The following is an 18,572-nucleotide window of genomic DNA, read 5'->3' as shown; positions in this document are numbered from 1 at the left end:
CACTCATCTCTTGGCTCTGCATTGCTATAGTCCTACTCTGGTTGCTATACAATTAGCCCATGAGTAACAATCCTTTTTTGCCCCAGAGACTGGTAGGCAGACAAACAGAATTAGAACAGATTAGTAAAATTTTGCTAGCAGATGGCGATTTGCTGATTGCAGGTGTGGCAGGTAGTGGACGCAGAACTCTCGTCAAATGGGCTGCCAAAAATGTAGGTGCAAGGGTAATTACTTTAGATTGTTTACGGGCAACCGATGGCGATCGCTTTTTGAAATTGCTAGCTGAAGGTTTACTCAATGCCTTTAACCTACCTGAAGAATTGCTGATGCTCCAGAAATTACTCAGGGAACAGCCTGTGACCTTTGAAACTGAGGAACAGGCTAAACCAAAGATGGTTTGGAAACTTACAACCGCAGGAATTTGGAATTTATTTCAAAATTTACTGAGTATTCCGCAACAGATGGCAGAGTGGCTTGATTGTCGGGTAGCGATCGTGCTGCATAATTTCACCCATATTCGCTCATGGGATCGCAAAGGTGAATGGGAAGAATATTTGCGCCGGGAAATTCAACTACAAAGCCGTGTGAGTTATGTGCTGATAGCCACGGTTCCTGAGCCTTGGATGCATAAGCTCAGTATTCATGTGGTGGAGCTGTCACCGATGAGTACGGATGAGCTTTGTGAATGGCTAGAACCAACGATGCAGGCAAAGGGATTAAGGTTCGATCCCTGCACTACTTCACTACAGCTATTTACCGAATATATTCAAGGGAATCTGAGTGATGCGATCGCCTTAATCAGAAGAATTTGGCTTGATTACCTCACCCAAGCCGATGCACCAACTAATGCGGATTTTCTGATTCAGCCCTACCATGTGCATCAAAATATGTTGGTACTCATTGAAGACCTTGCCCCTACCTTTGAATCCTTGATTATGCTCTTGCCACCGACACAGGTACGAGTGCTAGAGAGCTTAGCGATCGATCCAACGGTGAGTCCCCATAGTCGTGAATATATTCAAAAACATCAGCTTTCGCGAGGAGGCAGTCTGCAAGGAGCGCTCGATAGTTTGGAGCAGAAGGGATTAGTTTACGGTGCGAAATATGGGTATCGGATTGCTTTGCCCACTTTGCAATTTTGGCTCAGGCAACGTTTAGGCTAGGATTGATTTTGGGTTGGCTAAGGTGAGATTTATGCAAAATATCCATACCCTTCCCATTGAAGTTGTGCATCTCATTGCCGCAGGTGAGGTGATTGACTCCTTAGCGGCGGTAGTGCGAGAACTTGCCGAAAATGCGATCGATGCGGGGGCAACGCGAATTGTCATTTCGATCTGGACTGAAACACTCTCGGTGCAGGTGAGTGACAATGGTTGCGGCATGGCGATCGCCGATTTATCTCAAGCTGCGACACCACACACAACCAGCAAAATTAATAATGCCGAAGATTTACGCCAAATCCATAGTTTAGGATTTCGGGGTGAGGCGCTGTATAGTCTGGCGCAACTTGCTGATTTGAGTATTTGCAGTCGTCCGATCCTAGAGCCAGTGGGCTATCAGACTAATTACGATGAGCATGGCAATTTGCAATCCCCGCCCAAAGTTGTGGCGATCGCAACGGGGACAGTCGTAACCATTCGCAATCTCTTTGCTCGCTATCCCAATCGCTTACAGTCTTTACCGAATAGCTCCCAGCAGATTCGCAAGGTGCAATTGCAAATCCAGCAGATGGCGATCGCCAATCCCCAGATTAATTGGCAAGTGAATCTGGACAATCGCGAATGGTTCACGATTTGGGCTGGCGCAAATGCGAGTGAGATTTTGCCACAAATCATGAATTCGATTCAGTCCCATGACTTGGCTTATAAAGACTTTGTCCTCACCTCTAGTCCTCCCGCAGGAGAAGGTAAAATCTCGATCACCCTTGGAATACCCGATCGCCTATCGCGTCGTCGTCCCGATTGGGTAAAAGTTATTCTCAATGGGAGGTTGGTTAATTTTCTAGAACTAGAGCAAACTATTCTTTCGAGTTTAGAGAGAACTTTACCGCGCAATCGTTTTCCCGTTTGTATTGTGGATCTTAATTTAGCTTGCGATCACATTGATTGGAATCGACATCCTGCCAAATCTGAAGCCTATATTCAGAACTTAGGCGATATTCAAGATCAAATTAAAGATGGGATTACGGAAGTTCTAAAAGCACCTGAAAGTAATACTCAGGCTAGTTATGGTAGTGCTGCAAATGATCTATTACGAACGGCGGAACGGAAAACCTCTTATTTGATCCCAACAAAGCGCGAGAACTTTAATCAGCCAAATTCTTCTCTTAAGGCGATCACTCAAGTTCTCGATACTTACATTTTAGCCGAACATTCAGGTGGACTATGGCTAGTGGAGCAACACGTTGCCCATGAACGTGTGATCTTTGAAAGAATTGAAACTCAGTGGCAAATCGTTCCCATTGAGCAGCCGATTCTATTACAAAAAATTAATGACGATGGCATTGAAAGACTGCAAACCTTGGGTTTAGAAATTGAAGCCTTTGGTAATGAACTATGGGCAGTGCGATCGCTACCAGAAATTCTCATCGGTCATCCAGACTGTGCAGTGATTCTACAAGAAATGGCGCAACAGGATGATCCAACCATGGCAAGGGCAACAGCAGCATGTCGGAGTGCCATTCGTAACGGGACAAAGCTAGATTTAACAACGATTCGCGACTTGCTCTGGCAATGGCAACAAACCCGCAATCCTCATACCTGTCCGCATGGTCGCCCGATCTGTTTAGCGATCGATGAGTCAGATTTAGCCAGATTTTTCCGCCGCAATTGGATTGTCTCGAAATAGGAAGACGCTTGATAAAATTGTTAAGGAGTGCTCATACCACATTAGTTAACTCATAACAAAGCTGTTGCACTGCTGAGGCAAGAGTTCTTAACTTAATCGGTTTGCTGAGATATTTACTCGCACCGATCGCTAAACATCTTTCACTATCACCTTCCATCGCTAGAGCAGTAAGGGCAATGATCGGAATTGTCGCAAGTTGTGAATCAGCACGAATTAATCGAATTGATTCTAAGCCATCCATTTCTGGCATTTGGATATCCATGATAATGATGTCAGGAGAAATAGCTTTAGCTTGAGCGATCGCATCTTTGCCATTCCTAGCAACAACTATACGGTAATTGATCGCGCTTAGATATGCCGTAAAAGTTTGGATATTTGCCTCATTATCTTCGGCGAGTAAAATAAGCGGCGCATTGGTCTTATCAAGATTAATAGGCTGTAGCGGTAAAGTAGTAGAAACCTTGGTAGGTAATGAAGCGTTAGATGCAGACATATCATAGGGTAAAGCAACTGTAAAACGGCTGCCCTTGCCAACTTCACTTTCAGCTATAATCTGACCACCATGAAGTTCGGCAATCTGCTTCACTAGGGCTAATCCTAAACCAGTGCCTTCGTGCTGGCGATTAAGGCTACCACTAACCTGTACAAATGGCTGGAAGAGCCTTTGCAGATCGTTAGAGTCAATGCCAATGCCATTATCTACTACTTGAAATAGAATCATTGATGAATTCTTTGTTTTCAACTGTTGCGGAATCGTTGCTTCTCCCTGCCATGTATCACCACTCCCAAAAGAAACTAAGAGGCTTACTTTTCCTCCATTAGGAGTAAACTTCACAGCATTACTAAGTAAATTGATTAATATCTGTTTAGTGCGTCGTATATCGACATTGATGTCATTCATGAACATCGGAATACTAGTCACAATTTGCAAGCTTTTTGCATGAGCTTTTTGTTTGATAAAAACAAGACTAGAATCACATAGAACCTTGACAGAGGCAGGTTCAATTTCCAGTTCCATCATTCCCGAAGAGATTTTTGATAGATCGAGAATGTCGTTAATCAAAGATAGAAGATGCTCGGCACTGGATTCGACGGTGCTGATCGCTTTGAGTTGAGATTCGTTCATCAAGCCAAAAATTTGATCCCTTAACCCTTCTGATAGCCCCAAGATCGAATTTAGAGGCGTGCGGAGTTCGTGGCTCATGTTTGCCAAAAATTCATCCTTGAGCTTGGTGACTTTTAGAAGTTCTTCATTAGCTTGTTTTAACTGCTCTTCAGCTTTTTTGCGTTCGCGGAGTGTTGCCTGTTGATCGCTAATATCGCGGCATACACAAATTAGTAAACCATCATCGGTCAGGGTTAGAGATAATCCTTCATCAAAGGTTGAGCCATCTTTGCGCGTAGCGATCGCTTCTCCTTGCCATGAGCGATCGCGCATTAGTACAGGAAATACTTCTTGCCCAAATCGTGCAATTTCTTCTGAGGAGTATAACTCTGTCCAAGATTTCCCTAACAACTCCTCAGGATACATGTAGCCAAACATTTCTAGATGGGATTGATTTATATAAATGTAGTTACTGTCCTGCAAAATCGCAATGCCATCAATTGCTGCTTCAATCGCGGCAATTTGCTGTTTTAGTAATTTTTCAATTTTTTCAATATGTTTGCGATCGCTAATATCTCTACCAATGCCTAAATAGCCAATTGTGCGACCTTCATCATCCTTGATCGCTGTTACCAGTATTGAAGTAGGGAAGTGAGAACCATCCTTGCGAATACTTGTCCATTCTTGCTCTTGGTGAATGTTTAGATCCGCCTTTACTGTAAATACTGCATGTCCCACATCTTTTCCTAATTCAATCGAAAGTGCAGCAGTGCGCTCCGCGATCTCTTGAGGGTCGTGAAATTTAGCAGGAGTAGTAATTCCGACCACTTCATCCATACTGTAACCCAGCATTCTTTCCGCAGCAGTATTAAAGGTTTGAATAATGCCGTTTAAGTCAGTAGCGATAATTGAATAATTAGCACTATCCAGAATGGCGCGTTGGAGTTTGTTAACTTGCCATAGTTCTTTAGTCCGCTCAGCAACCTTAGATTCTAGAGATTGGTTTAGTTGCTTTAGTTCTTCATTAGTACGTTTGCGCTGTAACTCCACTGCCGCCCTTGAGGCGAAAATCTTGAGAATAGAGAGGGCTTCAGTAATTTTTGGGCTTGGCAATGGCTTCACATCAAGAATGCATAGATGCCCGATCGCATTACCCCGATGATCCTTCAGGGCAATGCCTAGATAACTTTCTGCTTTCAGTGACACCAAATCTAGGTCTTGAGGAAAAATTGTTTGTAAATCTCTTTCACAGTAATATTCATCATTATTCAAGACATATTCACAGGGAGTGCTTGGCGGTTGGTAAGAAAAAGTGGGCTGCAATTCTCCATTGGCAGAAAATGCCAAGCTATGCAGCTTACCGTCAACTAATTCAGTAATAAAAGCATAGGAAACCTCCAAGGCTTCTGCAATGTGAATTACCAAGGCTGGAAAGAAATCTTCCCCTGTAAAGGTTGCCGTCCCCTCTAATAGTTTTTTTAAGATTAGTTCTGTCCTTTTGCGATCAGTTATATCTCGGATAATCATCAAGACTTCGCGATCGTCAATCGGCGCAACTCGCACTTCTTCATAACGGCGCTCGTCTTCAAAATCGACTATTTGCTCGAAAATCTGGACTGTGCCACTATCAAGGGCAAGATTGGCATAATGAACTTGGGCTAGGGCTAAATGTTTGGGTAAAATATTTTCTATTCTCAATTCGGAAACTGAAGGATCAGGTAAGATGACACGTACATTACCGCTACATCCACTTCTATATTGATAAACTCCATTTCTATCCATTTGAATCAGCAGATCAGGAATAGTTTCAACAATGGTGCGATTCATTTGCTCACTTTCCTGTAGCGCCTGTTCGGCAATTTTACGATTTTTCAATTCCCTTTCTAAATTTTGATAGGAGATCATTTGCTGAATGGCGATCTCTAACTGCATCGATAGACTTTGGACTAACTGAATCTCTAGCTCTGTCCAAAATCTGGGAGCCGAACATTGGTGAACAATGAGTAAGCCCCATAAGAACTGTTTATTGTCTTTGGGTAATCTAATTGGTACGACTAGATTTGCGCGTACTTGAAAGCTTTCTAGAAGTTGAATATGACAATCTTGTAAATTCGCCGCATAAATATCATTAGCAACAAAAATCTTCCCATTACAATAATCCCCTCCAAGATTTTCACGAAAACAAGTATCTTCAACTAAGACATTTAAGGTTGATTCCCAAGACACTCCAATATCCTCGGAAATAATTAAACCACTCATATCTGGATTGAACTGATAAATAGCAACGCGATCAGCCTTGATAAATTCACGTAATTCTTTGACTGTTACATTCAAAATATCCTCTAAGTTGAAATGTTCACGAATACGAGACGAGATTTCGGTAATGACATTTTGTTGCTGTTGCGATTGCCATAGTTGCTGCCTGAGAGTGGATTCGCGAAACACCTGCTTAACCGCAGTAGTAAGTACTTTGGGGTTAATTTCTCCTTTGAGCAAGTAGTCAGACGCTCCTAACTTCATCGCTCTCACTGCAATTTTTTCACTTCCATGCCCCGTCAACATAATCGCAGGTATTTTTTCGCCTTCACGATCTACATTGATTGCTTCCAAAAAATCCAAGCCACTGCCATCAGGTAGATTTAGATCAATCAGCAAAATGTCAGGTGACTGCGATCGCCATAGCTCTAATCCATCTTCTACGGTCTCGGCTTCGAGCAAGTGATATGTCGTATCCTTATCTGATAGTAAATAGCGAGAATATGTAGCACGATCCTCTTCAGAATCCTCAACTATTAAAATAGTGATCAGAGATAGTGACCGTTGATCTGTCATATTAAAATCTAATTTGTCCTATTCCATCCGTATATTATAGCTGTAGGCATCACTGAGCAAGGTTAAGACATAATGATTGATCCACAAACAGTAGGTATTTCTAGCAATCAATTTATATACCGCATATCAATCCCAGAACCTGCCAATCATTTGTTGCATGTCGAACTAGCGATCGCTAATTGGCAACATGACTTTATCGATCTAAAGCTACCAGTTTGGACTCCTGGCTCATATTTAGTACGTGAATATGCCAAACATCTCCAAAATTTTGAGGCAACTGATGCTGATGGAGAAAAGCTGTCATGGCAAAAAATCAGTAAAAATCATTGGCGGGTAAACAACGGCAATAGTTCGCAAATTAAAATCAGTTATCGCGTTTTCTGTAATGAATTAACTGTTCGCACTAATCATATTGACAATACCCATGCCTTCTTTACGGGTGCGGCTGTATTTATGTATGTTCCAGAACAGCAGAAGCAGTCTTTCCAAGTTGAGATTCACGTTCCTCAAGAGAATTGGCAGATTGCAACGGCTTTACCCAATATTGCCAATCGTTCCAATGTTTTTCATGCCAAGGACTTTGACACTTTAGTGGATAGTCCCTTTGAGATTGGGATTCAAGAACAGCATGACTTTACAGTACTTGGGAAGCCCCATCGCTTCATCATTTGGGGACAGCACAATGCGGATGTGCAACGTATAGTTCAAGATACTGCGACTATCATTGCGGTAGAAGCAGAAATATTTGGGGGGTTGCCCTATGATCGCTATGAATTTATCCTACATGCTGGCAATGGTTTTGGAGGATTAGAACATAAAGACAGTACAGTACTGCTTTACAATCGCTTGGGCTTTCGCAAGGAAGAGAGCTATCTCCAATTTATGAATCTAGTTGCTCACGAATTTTTCCATACTTGGAATGTGAAACGGATTCGCCCCAAAGCTTTAGAGACCTTTGATTATGACCATGAAAACTATACAGGTTCCCTATGGTTTAGTGAAGGAACTACTAGCTATTATGATCAAATCTTTCCCTTACGAGCAGGACTATACGATGCCAAACATTATCTGAAGCTAGTCAGCAAGGGCATCACCCGATTGCAAACCACCTTTGGACGCAATGTGCAATCTCTTTACGAGTCCAGCTTTGATACATGGATTAAACTCTATCGCCCCGATGCTAATACGCACAACAACCAGATTTCCTACTATCTCAAAGGTGAATTAGTATCGATGCTCCTAGATTTAATAATTCGCGATCAAACTAATAATTTGCGATCGCTAGATCGGGTGATGCAGATTATGTGGGAGCGCTTTGGTAAGGATGAAATTGGCTTTAGTGAAACAGAGTTACATGAAGTAATTGAAAAGGTTGCAGGTATTGATCTAACAGACTTTTGGAATAACTATCTCTATGGCACAAAGGAAATAGACTATAACTACTATCTCGATCCATTTGGTCTAGAGCTACGCAGTGCCCGTCAAGATGTTCCATTTACAGGTTTAACCCTAAAATCAAAAAATGGACTAGCAGAAGTTGAGAAGGTTGAGTTTAGTTCACCAGCCCAAAAAGCGGGACTTAGTACAGGAGATAGTGTGTTAGCGATCGCAGGTATTCGGGTGACTGCGGATAGTTTCAATGAGCGGCTGAAGGATTTTGCGATAGGTGATGCGATCGCATTGACGATTTTCCAGCAGGATTTGCTAAAAACTGTAGAGATAGTTCTGCAGGAGCCAGTTTATACCCATTTTGAACTTGTGCAAATCGCCAATACTTCTCCAGTCCAAGAGACAAACTTGAAGTTATGGCTCAATATCTAGGGGATTGATTAATTTGGTTTCGTAATTGCTTGCGCTCTCAACAAAGCCTCTATCTCCTCTGTAGGTAATGCCTTATAAAAGAAATATCCTTGTATGCGATCGCAACCTAGCTCTCGCAAGATATCAACTTGTTCTTGTGTTTCTACACCTTCAGCAATCACAATCAAATTCAGGCTGTGGGATAGATTAATCAGAGAAGCCACAATCGCTTGATCCTGCTCATTGTGATCAATATACTCAATAAATGTTCGATCAATTTTGAGGGTATCTATTGGTAAGTTCTTGAGATAGCTCAAGGCTGAATAACCAGTACCAAAGTCATCAATAGATAATTGAATTCCCATTTGGCGGAATTGATTGAGGAGAATGATTTTCTCTTCCACATTGTCCATCATGATTCCTTCCGTGATTTCTAATTCTAGGTAATGAGGATCAAAATTTGTCTCATCTAAAATTTGTTGCAAAGAAGATAGGAAATCTTTTTGCTGCAATTGTTTGATCGACAAATTTACGCCGATCTGAATGGGGGGCAACCCTGACTTATGCCATGCGATCGCCTGTAGGCAAGTGTGCTTCAATACCCAATAACCAACTGCAATAATTAAACCTGTTTCTTCAGCTAATGGAATAAATTGACTGGGGGAAATAGAACCTAAGGTGACATGCTTCCAACGCAGCAAAACCTCTAGACCAACGATTTTACCAGTATGCAGATCAATTTGAGGTTGATAGTATGTTTCGAGTTCTTCATTTTCTAAAGCTCTTCGCAAATTGTTTTCCATTGATAAGCGCTGGAAGCTCTGCTCCTGCATATTCGGAATGTAGAACTGAAAGCTATTCCTACCATCCACCTTCGCCCGATACATCGCCATATCCGCGTTACGAATTAGCCCTTCAACATCAGTATTGTGATCTGGATAAATACTTGCTCCAATACTGGTTGTGATATGTAGCTCATGACCGTTACAAGAAAAAGGAAGACTCAGAGATTGGATCATCGTCTCGGCAATTTGGATAACCACATCTTGCGATGCAACGGTTTTGGCAATAATCGCGAACTCATCACCACCCCAACGCACGAGCAAATCACCTTGGCGGATCAGGCTTTTTAAGCGATCGCTAACAGATTTCAGCAATATATCACCAATTCCATGTCCCAAGGAATCATTAATGAGCTTGAAGCGATCGATATCTAGAAATAGAACTGCAAATTTTTGTTTTTTATCCTCTAGTTTCTCTACAACTTCAACTAAATACTGATGGAGATACTTCCGATTTGGCAAACCAGTAAGTGAATCATGATAGATTTGGTAGGAGATGATTGCTTCTGCCTGTTTCTGCTTGGTAATATCAGATATATGGACTCTGATTACTTCATTCCAAGGCATAAAGTGAATAACTTGTTCAAAGACCTTCCCATTGATCGCAACCTCACGAGTAAAGAAATTACGAGTCGGAGTCACAAGCGGGATTAACTGCTTGAGCAAATCCTGTAGTAGAGGATGCTGAAGCTGCATATCATCAACCTCTGGGAACTGGTATAAAGCCGTAGGATTAAGATATAAGATTTTTCCAGCTAAATTTAATTCAATAATTGGTTGAGGATTAAGTTCAGGAGATGAAATAAATTGATTAATAGTTTCACGAATATGAACAGATAAATCACTATCGGCAATGGATATCAAAGGTGAACATTTAATTGAACCGATAACATCTAAGTTCTGACTTTGATCGGATAAATTAGTCTCATTTAAAGGAAGACTTTGCGGAGTCCTACTTTTGGGATTATGGGATAGCGAACTAATAACTTGATATACCGCTTTAGTATCCTTACTAAAGAGAATTTCATCCCCATGAGATAGGATGTGAGAAAATCTTTTTTTACCATTAATGAGAACACCATTGGTACTGCGTATACCCTCTAGATTGCCATCAATGATCCTAAAAAGGTAGGAATTCCTTTTAGGAGTAGTGACAGCTAAGATCGTCGCATGTTGCCGAGATACGAGATTAGAACGTAGCACGATCAGATTGTCCAAGCTACGCCCTAACGAATAAGTCATATTTTGCAAGAGAAAATTGCGAAATCCTTTTGGGTCTTCAACCGTAAGCACGTGATGAAGTATATCTTTCATTGCAAGAGTAGATGACTCTTCTGATCTCACCTGAATAATTTTCCTTTACAACGAGCTTTTAATGCCAAATCTTGGACTAGACGCTTATCTTACTTTTGAGTATCAGCAGTTTAGTTATAGAAATTGTGTGATGTGTCTGAGCTATATAGCCTTGCTATTTATAATTTCCATAAATACCTTAGCCCACTTCTCAGCACTGTGGCAAGACTATGGCAATACTTGGAAAAAGCTAGGGCTAAGTCCAATCATAACTTTTAAGATTGTTAATTGTAACCTTATATCGAAGATTGTTAGGAACTGCTGTAGTACGAAGAAATTTTTGTAAGTGTAACGAAGCCACATTTTCAAAAATTTCTCTATTTTTTATTCAGTGCAAAGGGCTGTAAGTCTAGGTAACCTCAAAAATAGCTTGTGTGAGTTTAAATGCGTAGTTAGGCTAAATCAAAATAAGGGGCTGGTTAATAGCCATCTAGCTATAGCTATTTATTTTATCTAAGTAGGTTTTAGGATTTTATATCTGTAATTACATTAAATGATGGTTTGTGGAAGCGCACCCCTTTGGGGTGCGCTTCCACAAACCCAAAAATCTACAAATGATTTAGGACTGCTATATAGCGTTTACCAACATAGTGAAGTACAGGTTTGTTCGCCTTCGGCGGGGAAACAAACCTATGTAACTCGCTTGCTTGAAAAGCGCTATATATTCAATAGTAATAACTTACAAGTTTTTGAGGTTTATGATAAATATAATTGGTATATCTATAAATTAGTCATCAATTATCATTGTTATAGGCTGATATATATTTTTTTTAAGTAAGCATATAGATCATAAATTATCTTTTAAGTAGCTGGGTGAAATCAAATATAAAACCCCAAAATCTGTGGTGCACGCGCAGCTTGCGCCACAGGTTTTGGTTCTGTTTTTTAATTACGCCTAGCTACTTAGAGCATAAATCTTCATTACTAGCCTTGGGTTATCTGTAAAATCATAGATAAAATCTTCATTGTTGTAATCTATGAGCGAAATATCTAGGGAATGGAGCGAAATTAGACAAGCCTTTCAAAGAATTTGGGGATATGAAGATTTACGAAAATCTCAACGTGAAATCGTTTCTAGCTTATTGCAAGGTAAAGATAGTTTGGCAATTATGGCTACAGGTGGGGGGAAATCTATTTGTTTTCAGTTACCAGCGATCCTTAATGAAGGTTTAACTCTGGTAATTTCTCCTTTACTAGCGCTAATGGAAGATCAGGTGAGGGACTTACGATCGCGTAATTTACCCGCAGCCACCTTACATAGCAACCTATCACAGACGGAGCGTCGAGAAGTATTACGCAATCTCCCTAATATTCGTTTACTTTACACTTCCCCAGAAACATTACTGAGTCAACCTGTTTGGGAAAAGTTATGCGATCGCCAGTTAAAAATTACAGGATTAATGCTTGATGAAGCTCATTGTTTGGTGCAATGGGGAGATTCATTTCGTCCGAGTTATCGGCGCTTGGGGGCAGTGCGATCGGCATTAATGCAGCAGAAGCCTGATCATCATCCACACATATCTCTAGCCGCATTTACCGCAACTGCCGATCGCGATACGACTGCCGAATTAAAATCTTGTTTGCAGCTAGATCATCCCAACATTGTGAGGACTAGTCCCTATCGTCCCCATTTGAGTCTTAAGGTGGAAATTGCATGGACACCCGCAGGACGGAAATCGCGCACTTTAAAATTTATTCGCGATCGCAAGGGGCAATCGGGCTTAATTTATGTCCGCAGTCGTGGCGATGCGGAGAAATTAGCCGCATGGTTGCAGGACAATTCCTTGGCGACTGCTGCCTATCATGCAGGTTTGCCGCCCCAAGAGCGACGACATATTGAGCAGCAATGGCTTAATAATCAATATCCTTTTGTGATCTGCACTTCGGCGTTTGGTCTTGGAATTAATAAACCAGACACTCGATGGGTCTTGCATTTTCATCCGCCCTTGACGCTTTCGGAATATATCCAAGAAATTGGTAGGGCGGGGCGTGATGATAAACCTGCGGAGGCATTGATGTTGGTGAGTGAACCAACGGGACTCCTCGATGATAGCGATCGCCAAAGGGTAAATTTTTTCCTCCAGCAACAACAAAAACTGCAACAGCAAGCGCAATTGCTGCTGCCCCAACTACCTCGGCGCGGTAATTTCACGGAAGTTGCGAAGTTACATTCCGATGCGGCGATCGCCTTAGGACTGTTGCACCGTGCGGGTAATTTAGTATGGTTGACACCCTTTGAATATGAAATTTATAACTTGCCCCAGCAACAACAAAAACTAAAACAATCCGTTGGGGTACAGAGTGCAGTCGCGCAAATGCAAGACTATATTCGTGTAAAAGGCGATCGTTGGGCTTTTTTACTGAATAACTTTGGATTTGAGGAAGAAGCCAAGTTACTGCTAAAATCAAAAAATTAACTTAATTTTTCTTAACAACAGGGAAATAATACGTGTCGTCTACGACTATTCATCGGATCAATCTAGAAAACCCTCTTACCGATACATCTTCAACAGCTCAAACTGAACTTCCGTTTACCTTTCAAGATGTAAAGTCTGCTATTCCTGCTGAATGTTTTGCTCCTAATGTATGGCGATCGCTCGCCTATTTTTTTGCCGATACCGCGATTATTGTGGGGTTATATGCGGCTGCGGTATATATAGATGCTTGGTGGTTTTATCCTATTTTCTGGTTTGCCACGGGGACAATGTTTTGGGCTTTCTTCGTCGTCGGTCATGACTGCGGACATGGTTCATTCTCACGTTTGAAATGGCTAAATAATCTGATTGGACATCTAACTCATATTCCAATTTTGGTTCCTTATCATGGCTGGCGGATCAGTCATCGCACCCATCACCAAAATACAGGCAATATCGACACCGATGAAAGTTGGTATCCTGTCACCGAGACTCAATACAAAGAAATGGATTGGTTAGGGAAACTTATTCGTTTTGATGCCCTGTTGTTGGCTTATCCTCTTTACCTATTTAAGCGATCGCCTGCACGTCCTACTGCTTCCCATTTCATGCCCAATAATGATCTTTTCCGCGAGTCGGAAACTCAAGACATTATCACCAGCACTAGCCTTTGGTTGGCAATGGTAGGCTTTTTGGGATACTTGGGCTTTACCTATGGGTTCCTATTCCTATTCAAGTTCTATATCGTTCCTTACCTAATCTTCGTCGTATGGTTGGATCTTGTCACCTACCTGCATCACACCGAAGCTGATATTCCTTGGTATCGTGGCAAAGATTGGTATTTCTTGAAGGGAGCGCTTTCAACGATTGATCGTGATTATGGCATTTTCAACGATATTCATCACAATATCGGTACTCACGTTGCCCATCACATCTTTATTGGCATTCCTCACTATCACCTCAAAACTGCCACAGGAGCGATTAAACCAGTTTTAGGTAAATATTACCGAGTGTCTAATGTGCCAATCTGGAAAGCCTTCTTTACTTCTCAAAAGGAATGTATTTTTGTACCCGATTCAGGTACTGGAGTATATTACCAATCCGCTAAAGACTAGTAATACCAAAACACAATAGCAATGCTATTGTGTGTTTTTCAGACACTAAACAGAAAGAGGTCGCATAGCGACCTCTTTCTGTTTAAAGGGGACAAGATAATTCGCCAACCTTGCGGGAGAAACGCATATTTTCGCGATAGTCAACGAGACAATCGATAACGGCGGGAACATTCTGTTCGAGAGCCTCCTTAAGTGTTGGTATGAGATCGATCGCTGAATTAACTCGATAGCCTTTTAGACCCATACTCTCGGCAAGTTTCACAAAATCAGGATTGCCAAATTTAATAAATGAGGATTTTCCGTAATGGATTTGTTGTTTCCATTCGATCAGTCCATAGCCGCCATCATTGAAAATCAAAGTAACAAAGTTTGTACCAATGCGGGTAGCCGTTTCTAGTTCCTGCATATTCATCATGAAGCCACCATCGCCTGTCACCGCAACAATCTTGCGATCAGGATTGACTAATTTTGCCGCGATCGCCCCCGGAATCGCGATACCCATCGCAGCAAAACCATTGGAAATGATACAGGTATTGGGGCGATCGCAGTGGTAATGCCGCGCCATCCACATTTTATGTGCGCCCACATCAGAAATCACCACATCCTCTGCTCCCATCACTTGGCGCAGGTCATAGACGATCTTTTGGGGTTTAATCGGAAAGCCTTCATCATGAGCATACTGCTCATAGGCGGCTAGAATCTGTGGACGCAAGGCGATCGCGTGAGGGTCAGGCATTCCTGTGCGATCGCAACGGTGCATAATTTCTACTAGCGAGTCAGAAATATCGCCGACGATTTCCACCTGTGGCATATAGCTACTATCCACTTCCGCCGATAATTCGGCAATGTGAATAATGGGAATTGTACTATTGGGATTCCATTTTTTCGGTGAATATTCGATGAGGTCATAGCCAACAGCAATTACCAAATCCGTTTCATCAAAGGCACAGTTAATAATATCTCTTTGCTGTAATCCCAATGACCACAGGGCTAGAGGATGGCGGTAGGGAATAACACCTTTGCCCATGAAGGTATTGGCGACAGGGATATTTAAGCGTGTTGCAAAGTCGGTTACAGCTTGGCTAGCATGGGAACGAATTGCACCATTACCTACTAAAATCAAAGGATTTTTTGCCTGTGCAATGAGGATGGCAGCTTCGGAAAGACTGCGATAGGAAGCATACATGGGATGGCGATCGTCCTTAATCAATAAGGGTTTTGCATCAACTTCCATATCAGCAATATTTTCGGGTAAGTCAATATGTACTGCCCCCGGCTTCTCCGACTTAGCCAGTTTAAAGGCTTTACGCACAATTTCAGGAGTAATACTAGGACGGACTACTTGAGCATTCCATTTGGTCACAGGCTCAAACATAGCAACTAGATCGAGATATTGATGGGAATTAGTGTGCATTCGATCAGTTCCCACCTGTCCTGTGATCGCGATTAAGGGAGCACAGTCCAAGTTCGCATCAGCAACACCTGTCATTAAATTTGTGGCTCCCGGTCCTAGCGTTGAGAGGCATACCCCCGGTTTGCCTGTGAGTCTGCCATAGACATCTGCCATGAATGCTGCCCCTTGCTCATGGCGAGTGGTAATAAATTTGATCGATGAATTCTCAAGGGCATTGAGAACTGCCATATTCTCTTCCCCCGGAAGTCCGAAAATATATTCGACTCCTTCATTCTCTAGACATTTGACTAACAGTTCTGCGGTGTTCATAGAGTCCTCACAAATAAGCTTGTAATCGTAAACTACGCTGATGATTACTAACAGGGTTTACTTGATCCAAATAGTTTTGATATTCACGAATTCGCGGATACCTTCAATTCCCAATTCACGTCCAAACCCCGATCGCTTGATGCCCCCAAAGGGAACACGCGGATCGGATTTGACCATCCCATTTACAAAGACTGCTCCCGCCTCAATTTGTTCGATCGCCTGTTCGATTTCCTGTGGATCATTACTCCAAAAGCTTGCACCTAAACCAAAACTAGTACTATTTGCAAGCGCGATCGCCTCATCAAGATTCTGCACCCGAAATACTGAAGCCACGGGGCCAAAAAATTCTTCTTGATAGGGTGGCGCACCGAGCGGAATCTGATCAAGAATCGTTGGTGCATAAAAATTCCCTTTTTCCTTGAGTCGATAGCCCCCAGCTAAAACCTTAGCTCCTAAATCCACTGTTGTTTTTACCTGTGCATCTAGTTCATTCAAGATTTGCGGCGTGGCAAGAGGTCCCACATCCGTTTCAGGCTGCATCGGATCGCCTACCTTCAAAGCTTTAAACTTATCAACAAATTTAGAGATGAACTGATCCGCGATCGCTTCTTCAAGAATAAATCTCTTTGCTGCGATACAGGTCTGCCCATTGTTCATGACTCGCGCTGTTACCGCAGTATTTACAGCCAATTCCAAATCCGCACTTTTAAGCACAATAAATGGATCGCTACCCCCAAGTTCCAATACTACTTTTTTGAGATGATGCCCTGCGATCGCGGCTAGGCTCTGTCCCGCAGGTTCGCTTCCCGTCAATGTCGCCGCTTTTACCCTTGAGTCAGCAACTATTCCTGCTACGCGATCCGCCCCAATTAACAGGGTTTGAAATGCACCTTCGGTTATGCCTGCGGCATGGAAGACTTCAGCGATCGCTAAGGCGCATTGCGGCACATTTGAGGCGTGCTTTAGCAGCCCCACATTCCCCGCCATGAGTGCAGGGACAGCAAAGCGAAACACCTGCCAAAAAGGAAAGTTCCAAGGCATGACTGCGAGGATAATTCCCAGAGGTTGATAGCGAATGATCGTGCGACTAGCGTCGGTTTGAGCAGGAGTATCGGCTAAAAAACTCGGTGCATGTTCGGCGTAAAAACGGCAAAGATTGGCGCACTTCTCAATTTCGGCGATCGCACTTTTGAGTGTTTTTCCCATCTCAAGGGTCATAATGATCCCGAATTCAGTTTTCTTGGCTTCCAGAATATCGGCGGCTTGGTACATCCATTGGGCGCGATCGCGAAAACTCGTATGTTTATAGGTGGCAAAGGTGCGATCGGCGAGTGCTAACTTATGTTCAAGTTGCTCATCCGTCAAAGGCTCAAAGGTCTTTAACACTTCTCCTGTTACAGGATTTATTGATGCGATCGCCATGATCTTTTCTCCATTCCTGAGTAGCTACATCAAGCTCAAACTTGCCATCGGTAAGCTCAAACTCGCTATATCAGTTTGTATACATCAGATCTTAATCCTTGCGATCGCCAAATCTTCCGATAATTCAACTTAAATTAATTCTGTGCGTTGTTCTATTCCCAAAATGCCCGCCTCTGCCATTTTGTAATACTGCTCTACCGAAAGGCGACATTTTGCTGGTGTAGATATTGCAGCGAGTTTCGTTGTCGTCACCATAACGCCCTCTTGGTTAATATCTTCATTGTCTTAATGATATAGCGATCGCCTTCAGTACGTTGCACTATAAAGTTTTGAAAGCGCGGCAAAGCCACGCTTTCAAAACTTTATATGTGAATTTTATTTACAGAAAACTCTTTACAATCCAGAAACTTGACTAAAACCCTTGACCTTATACCATAGTATAAGGTCTAAGCTTGTAATTGTTGGATGTGAAAACAAGGATGGCAATGCTGCAAGTTGGTGAAGTCTCTCGCAAATTAGGTCTTAATCCTCAGACACTTTATTTTTATGAGCGGATTGGGCTAATTCCTCCTCCTCATAGGACTGAATCTGGCTATCGATTGTTTAGTCAAGAAGATGTAGATCGTCTGTCCTTCATTACCCATACTAAATCGATGGGATTGAGCTTAGATGACATCAGAGAAATCTTGGCTGCTAAGGATAGCAAATCGCCGACTTGTCAAACAGTGCATGATTGTTTGTCAAAAAAAGCAAGAGCGATCGAAGAAACCATTCAGCAACTACAAATCTTACTGGATGAACTTCACCCCCTCATTAATCACTGTCATCAAAATATTGAGTGCCAAGATTGTTCCAGTCCCAAAGAATCTTGCGCGGTATCAGATGATCCTCGTCATGACTTTCAGAAAGCTTGTAGTTCTTGGCAAGGGCTTGCTAAATCTGAAGAACAGGTTTTAGCTGTGAATTGATTGGCGGTTTTTACTTCACATACCACTGAGCCTCTGCGGGTTAAGGTTTCATAGGCGATCGCTCAGTGGCTAACTTTGTATTTAAAGCTCATTAAATAAATTCATAAGTTCATCAAATTCAAATAGCCATCATTTGCTAACGCAAGTTTTG

General features: G+C 42.2%; 12 protein-coding genes. 7 read left to right on the top strand and 5 right to left on the bottom strand.

Annotation, left to right across the window (positions count from 1 at the left end):
- Window positions 1-59: 59 nt before the first annotated feature.
- Window positions 60-1,163, top strand: a complete 1,104-nt coding sequence (locus tag HC246_RS12010; protein WP_169363592.1) for a Cdc6/Cdc18 family protein — start codon at window positions 60-62, stop codon at window positions 1,161-1,163.
- 31 nt (window positions 1,164-1,194) lie between these two features.
- On the top strand, window positions 1,195-2,847 hold the full coding sequence (gene mutL, locus HC246_RS12005; RefSeq protein WP_169363591.1) for a DNA mismatch repair endonuclease MutL: 1,653 nt from the start codon (window positions 1,195-1,197) through the stop codon (window positions 2,845-2,847).
- A gap of 31 nt (window positions 2,848-2,878) precedes the next feature.
- Here the strand turns inward: mutL and HC246_RS12000 are convergent, their stop codons facing one another.
- Window positions 2,879-6,784, bottom strand: a complete 3,906-nt coding sequence (locus HC246_RS12000; protein ID WP_169363590.1) for a response regulator — start codon at window positions 6,782-6,784, stop codon at window positions 2,879-2,881.
- 72 nt (window positions 6,785-6,856) lie between these two features.
- Here HC246_RS12000 and HC246_RS11995 point away from each other — a divergent pair, with 72 nt between their 5' ends.
- A complete protein-coding gene (locus HC246_RS11995; RefSeq protein WP_169363589.1) occupies window positions 6,857-8,605 on the top strand; it encodes a M61 family metallopeptidase in 1,749 nt (582 codons plus the stop codon).
- 8 nt (window positions 8,606-8,613) lie between these two features.
- Here the strand turns inward: HC246_RS11995 and HC246_RS11990 are convergent, their stop codons facing one another.
- Complete coding sequence (locus tag HC246_RS11990) at window positions 8,614-10,668, bottom strand: EAL domain-containing protein (RefSeq protein ID WP_225902947.1); 2,055 nt, start codon at window positions 10,666-10,668, stop codon at window positions 8,614-8,616.
- 1,088 nt (window positions 10,669-11,756) lie between these two features.
- On the opposite strand from HC246_RS11990, the gene HC246_RS11985 reads away from it, so the two are divergent.
- Window positions 11,757-13,196, top strand: coding sequence for a RecQ family ATP-dependent DNA helicase (locus HC246_RS11985; RefSeq protein ID WP_169363587.1), 1,440 nt, complete (start codon window positions 11,757-11,759; stop codon window positions 13,194-13,196).
- Window positions 13,197-13,228: 32 nt separating this feature from the next.
- Window positions 13,229-14,308: a DUF3474 domain-containing protein gene (locus HC246_RS11980; protein ID WP_169363586.1), complete on the top strand. Its 1,080-nt coding sequence runs from the start codon at window positions 13,229-13,231 to the stop codon at window positions 14,306-14,308.
- Window positions 14,309-14,390: 82 nt separating this feature from the next.
- Here HC246_RS11980 and HC246_RS11975 read toward each other — a convergent pair whose 3' ends face one another.
- Together HC246_RS11975 and HC246_RS11970 are read right to left on the bottom strand one after the other, a co-directional pair.
- The gene (locus HC246_RS11975; RefSeq protein WP_169363585.1) at window positions 14,391-16,031 is read right to left on the bottom strand and encodes an acetolactate synthase large subunit; all 1,641 of its coding nucleotides are present in this window, start codon (window positions 16,029-16,031) and stop codon (window positions 14,391-14,393) included.
- A 57-nt stretch (window positions 16,032-16,088) separates the two neighbouring features.
- Complete coding sequence (locus HC246_RS11970) at window positions 16,089-17,453, bottom strand: NAD-dependent succinate-semialdehyde dehydrogenase (protein WP_169363584.1); 1,365 nt, start codon at window positions 17,451-17,453, stop codon at window positions 16,089-16,091.
- Here HC246_RS11970 and HC246_RS26395 point away from each other — a divergent pair.
- The gene (locus tag HC246_RS26395) at window positions 17,452-17,586 is read left to right on the top strand and encodes a hypothetical protein (protein ID WP_263972470.1); all 135 of its coding nucleotides are present in this window, start codon (window positions 17,452-17,454) and stop codon (window positions 17,584-17,586) included. The two genes, HC246_RS11970 and HC246_RS26395, sit on opposite strands and share 2 nt — an antisense overlap.
- Here the strand turns inward: HC246_RS26395 and HC246_RS26390 are convergent.
- Window positions 17,583-17,708: a hypothetical protein gene (locus HC246_RS26390; RefSeq protein WP_263972469.1), complete on the bottom strand. Its 126-nt coding sequence runs from the start codon at window positions 17,706-17,708 to the stop codon at window positions 17,583-17,585. The genes HC246_RS26395 and HC246_RS26390 overlap by 4 nt on opposite strands.
- A gap of 224 nt (window positions 17,709-17,932) precedes the next feature.
- On the opposite strand from HC246_RS26390, the gene HC246_RS11965 reads away from it, so the two are divergent.
- Window positions 17,933-18,421: a heavy metal-responsive transcriptional regulator gene (locus tag HC246_RS11965; RefSeq protein ID WP_225902946.1), complete on the top strand. Its 489-nt coding sequence runs from the start codon at window positions 17,933-17,935 to the stop codon at window positions 18,419-18,421.
- Window positions 18,422-18,572 lie beyond the last annotated feature (151 nt).

This window comes from Pseudanabaena yagii GIHE-NHR1, from assembly GCF_012863495.1.
Taxonomy (GTDB): Bacteria; Cyanobacteriota; Cyanobacteriia; order Pseudanabaenales; family Pseudanabaenaceae; genus Pseudanabaena; species Pseudanabaena yagii.
Note: the sequence above shows the minus strand (reverse complement) of the source record. Positions and strands in the feature narration are given on the sequence as shown.

What these genes read in the sequence shown, in the direction of transcription:
- HC246_RS12010 (WP_169363592.1), top strand. Translation starts at nt 60, where the DNA reads ATGAGTAACAATCCTTTTTTGCCCCAGAGACTGGTAGGCAGACAAACA.
- mutL (WP_169363591.1), top strand. Translation starts at nt 1,195, where the DNA reads ATGCAAAATATCCATACCCTTCCCATTGAAGTTGTGCATCTCATTGCC.
- HC246_RS12000 (WP_169363590.1), bottom strand. Translation starts at nt 6,784, where the DNA reads ATGACAGATCAACGGTCACTATCTCTGATCACTATTTTAATAGTTGAG.
- HC246_RS11995 (WP_169363589.1), top strand. Translation starts at nt 6,857, where the DNA reads ATGATTGATCCACAAACAGTAGGTATTTCTAGCAATCAATTTATATAC.
- HC246_RS11990 (WP_225902947.1), bottom strand. Translation starts at nt 10,668, where the DNA reads ATGACTTATTCGTTAGGGCGTAGCTTGGACAATCTGATCGTGCTACGT.
- HC246_RS11985 (WP_169363587.1), top strand. Translation starts at nt 11,757, where the DNA reads ATGAGCGAAATATCTAGGGAATGGAGCGAAATTAGACAAGCCTTTCAA.
- HC246_RS11975 (WP_169363585.1), bottom strand. Translation starts at nt 16,031, where the DNA reads ATGAACACCGCAGAACTGTTAGTCAAATGTCTAGAGAATGAAGGAGTC.
- HC246_RS26395 (WP_263972470.1), top strand. Translation starts at nt 17,452, where the DNA reads ATGATCTTTTCTCCATTCCTGAGTAGCTACATCAAGCTCAAACTTGCC.
- HC246_RS11970 (WP_169363584.1), bottom strand. Translation starts at nt 17,453, where the DNA reads ATGGCGATCGCATCAATAAATCCTGTAACAGGAGAAGTGTTAAAGACC.
- HC246_RS26390 (WP_263972469.1), bottom strand. Translation starts at nt 17,708, where the DNA reads ATGGTGACGACAACGAAACTCGCTGCAATATCTACACCAGCAAAATGT.
- HC246_RS11965 (WP_225902946.1), top strand. Translation starts at nt 17,933, where the DNA reads ATGGCAATGCTGCAAGTTGGTGAAGTCTCTCGCAAATTAGGTCTTAAT.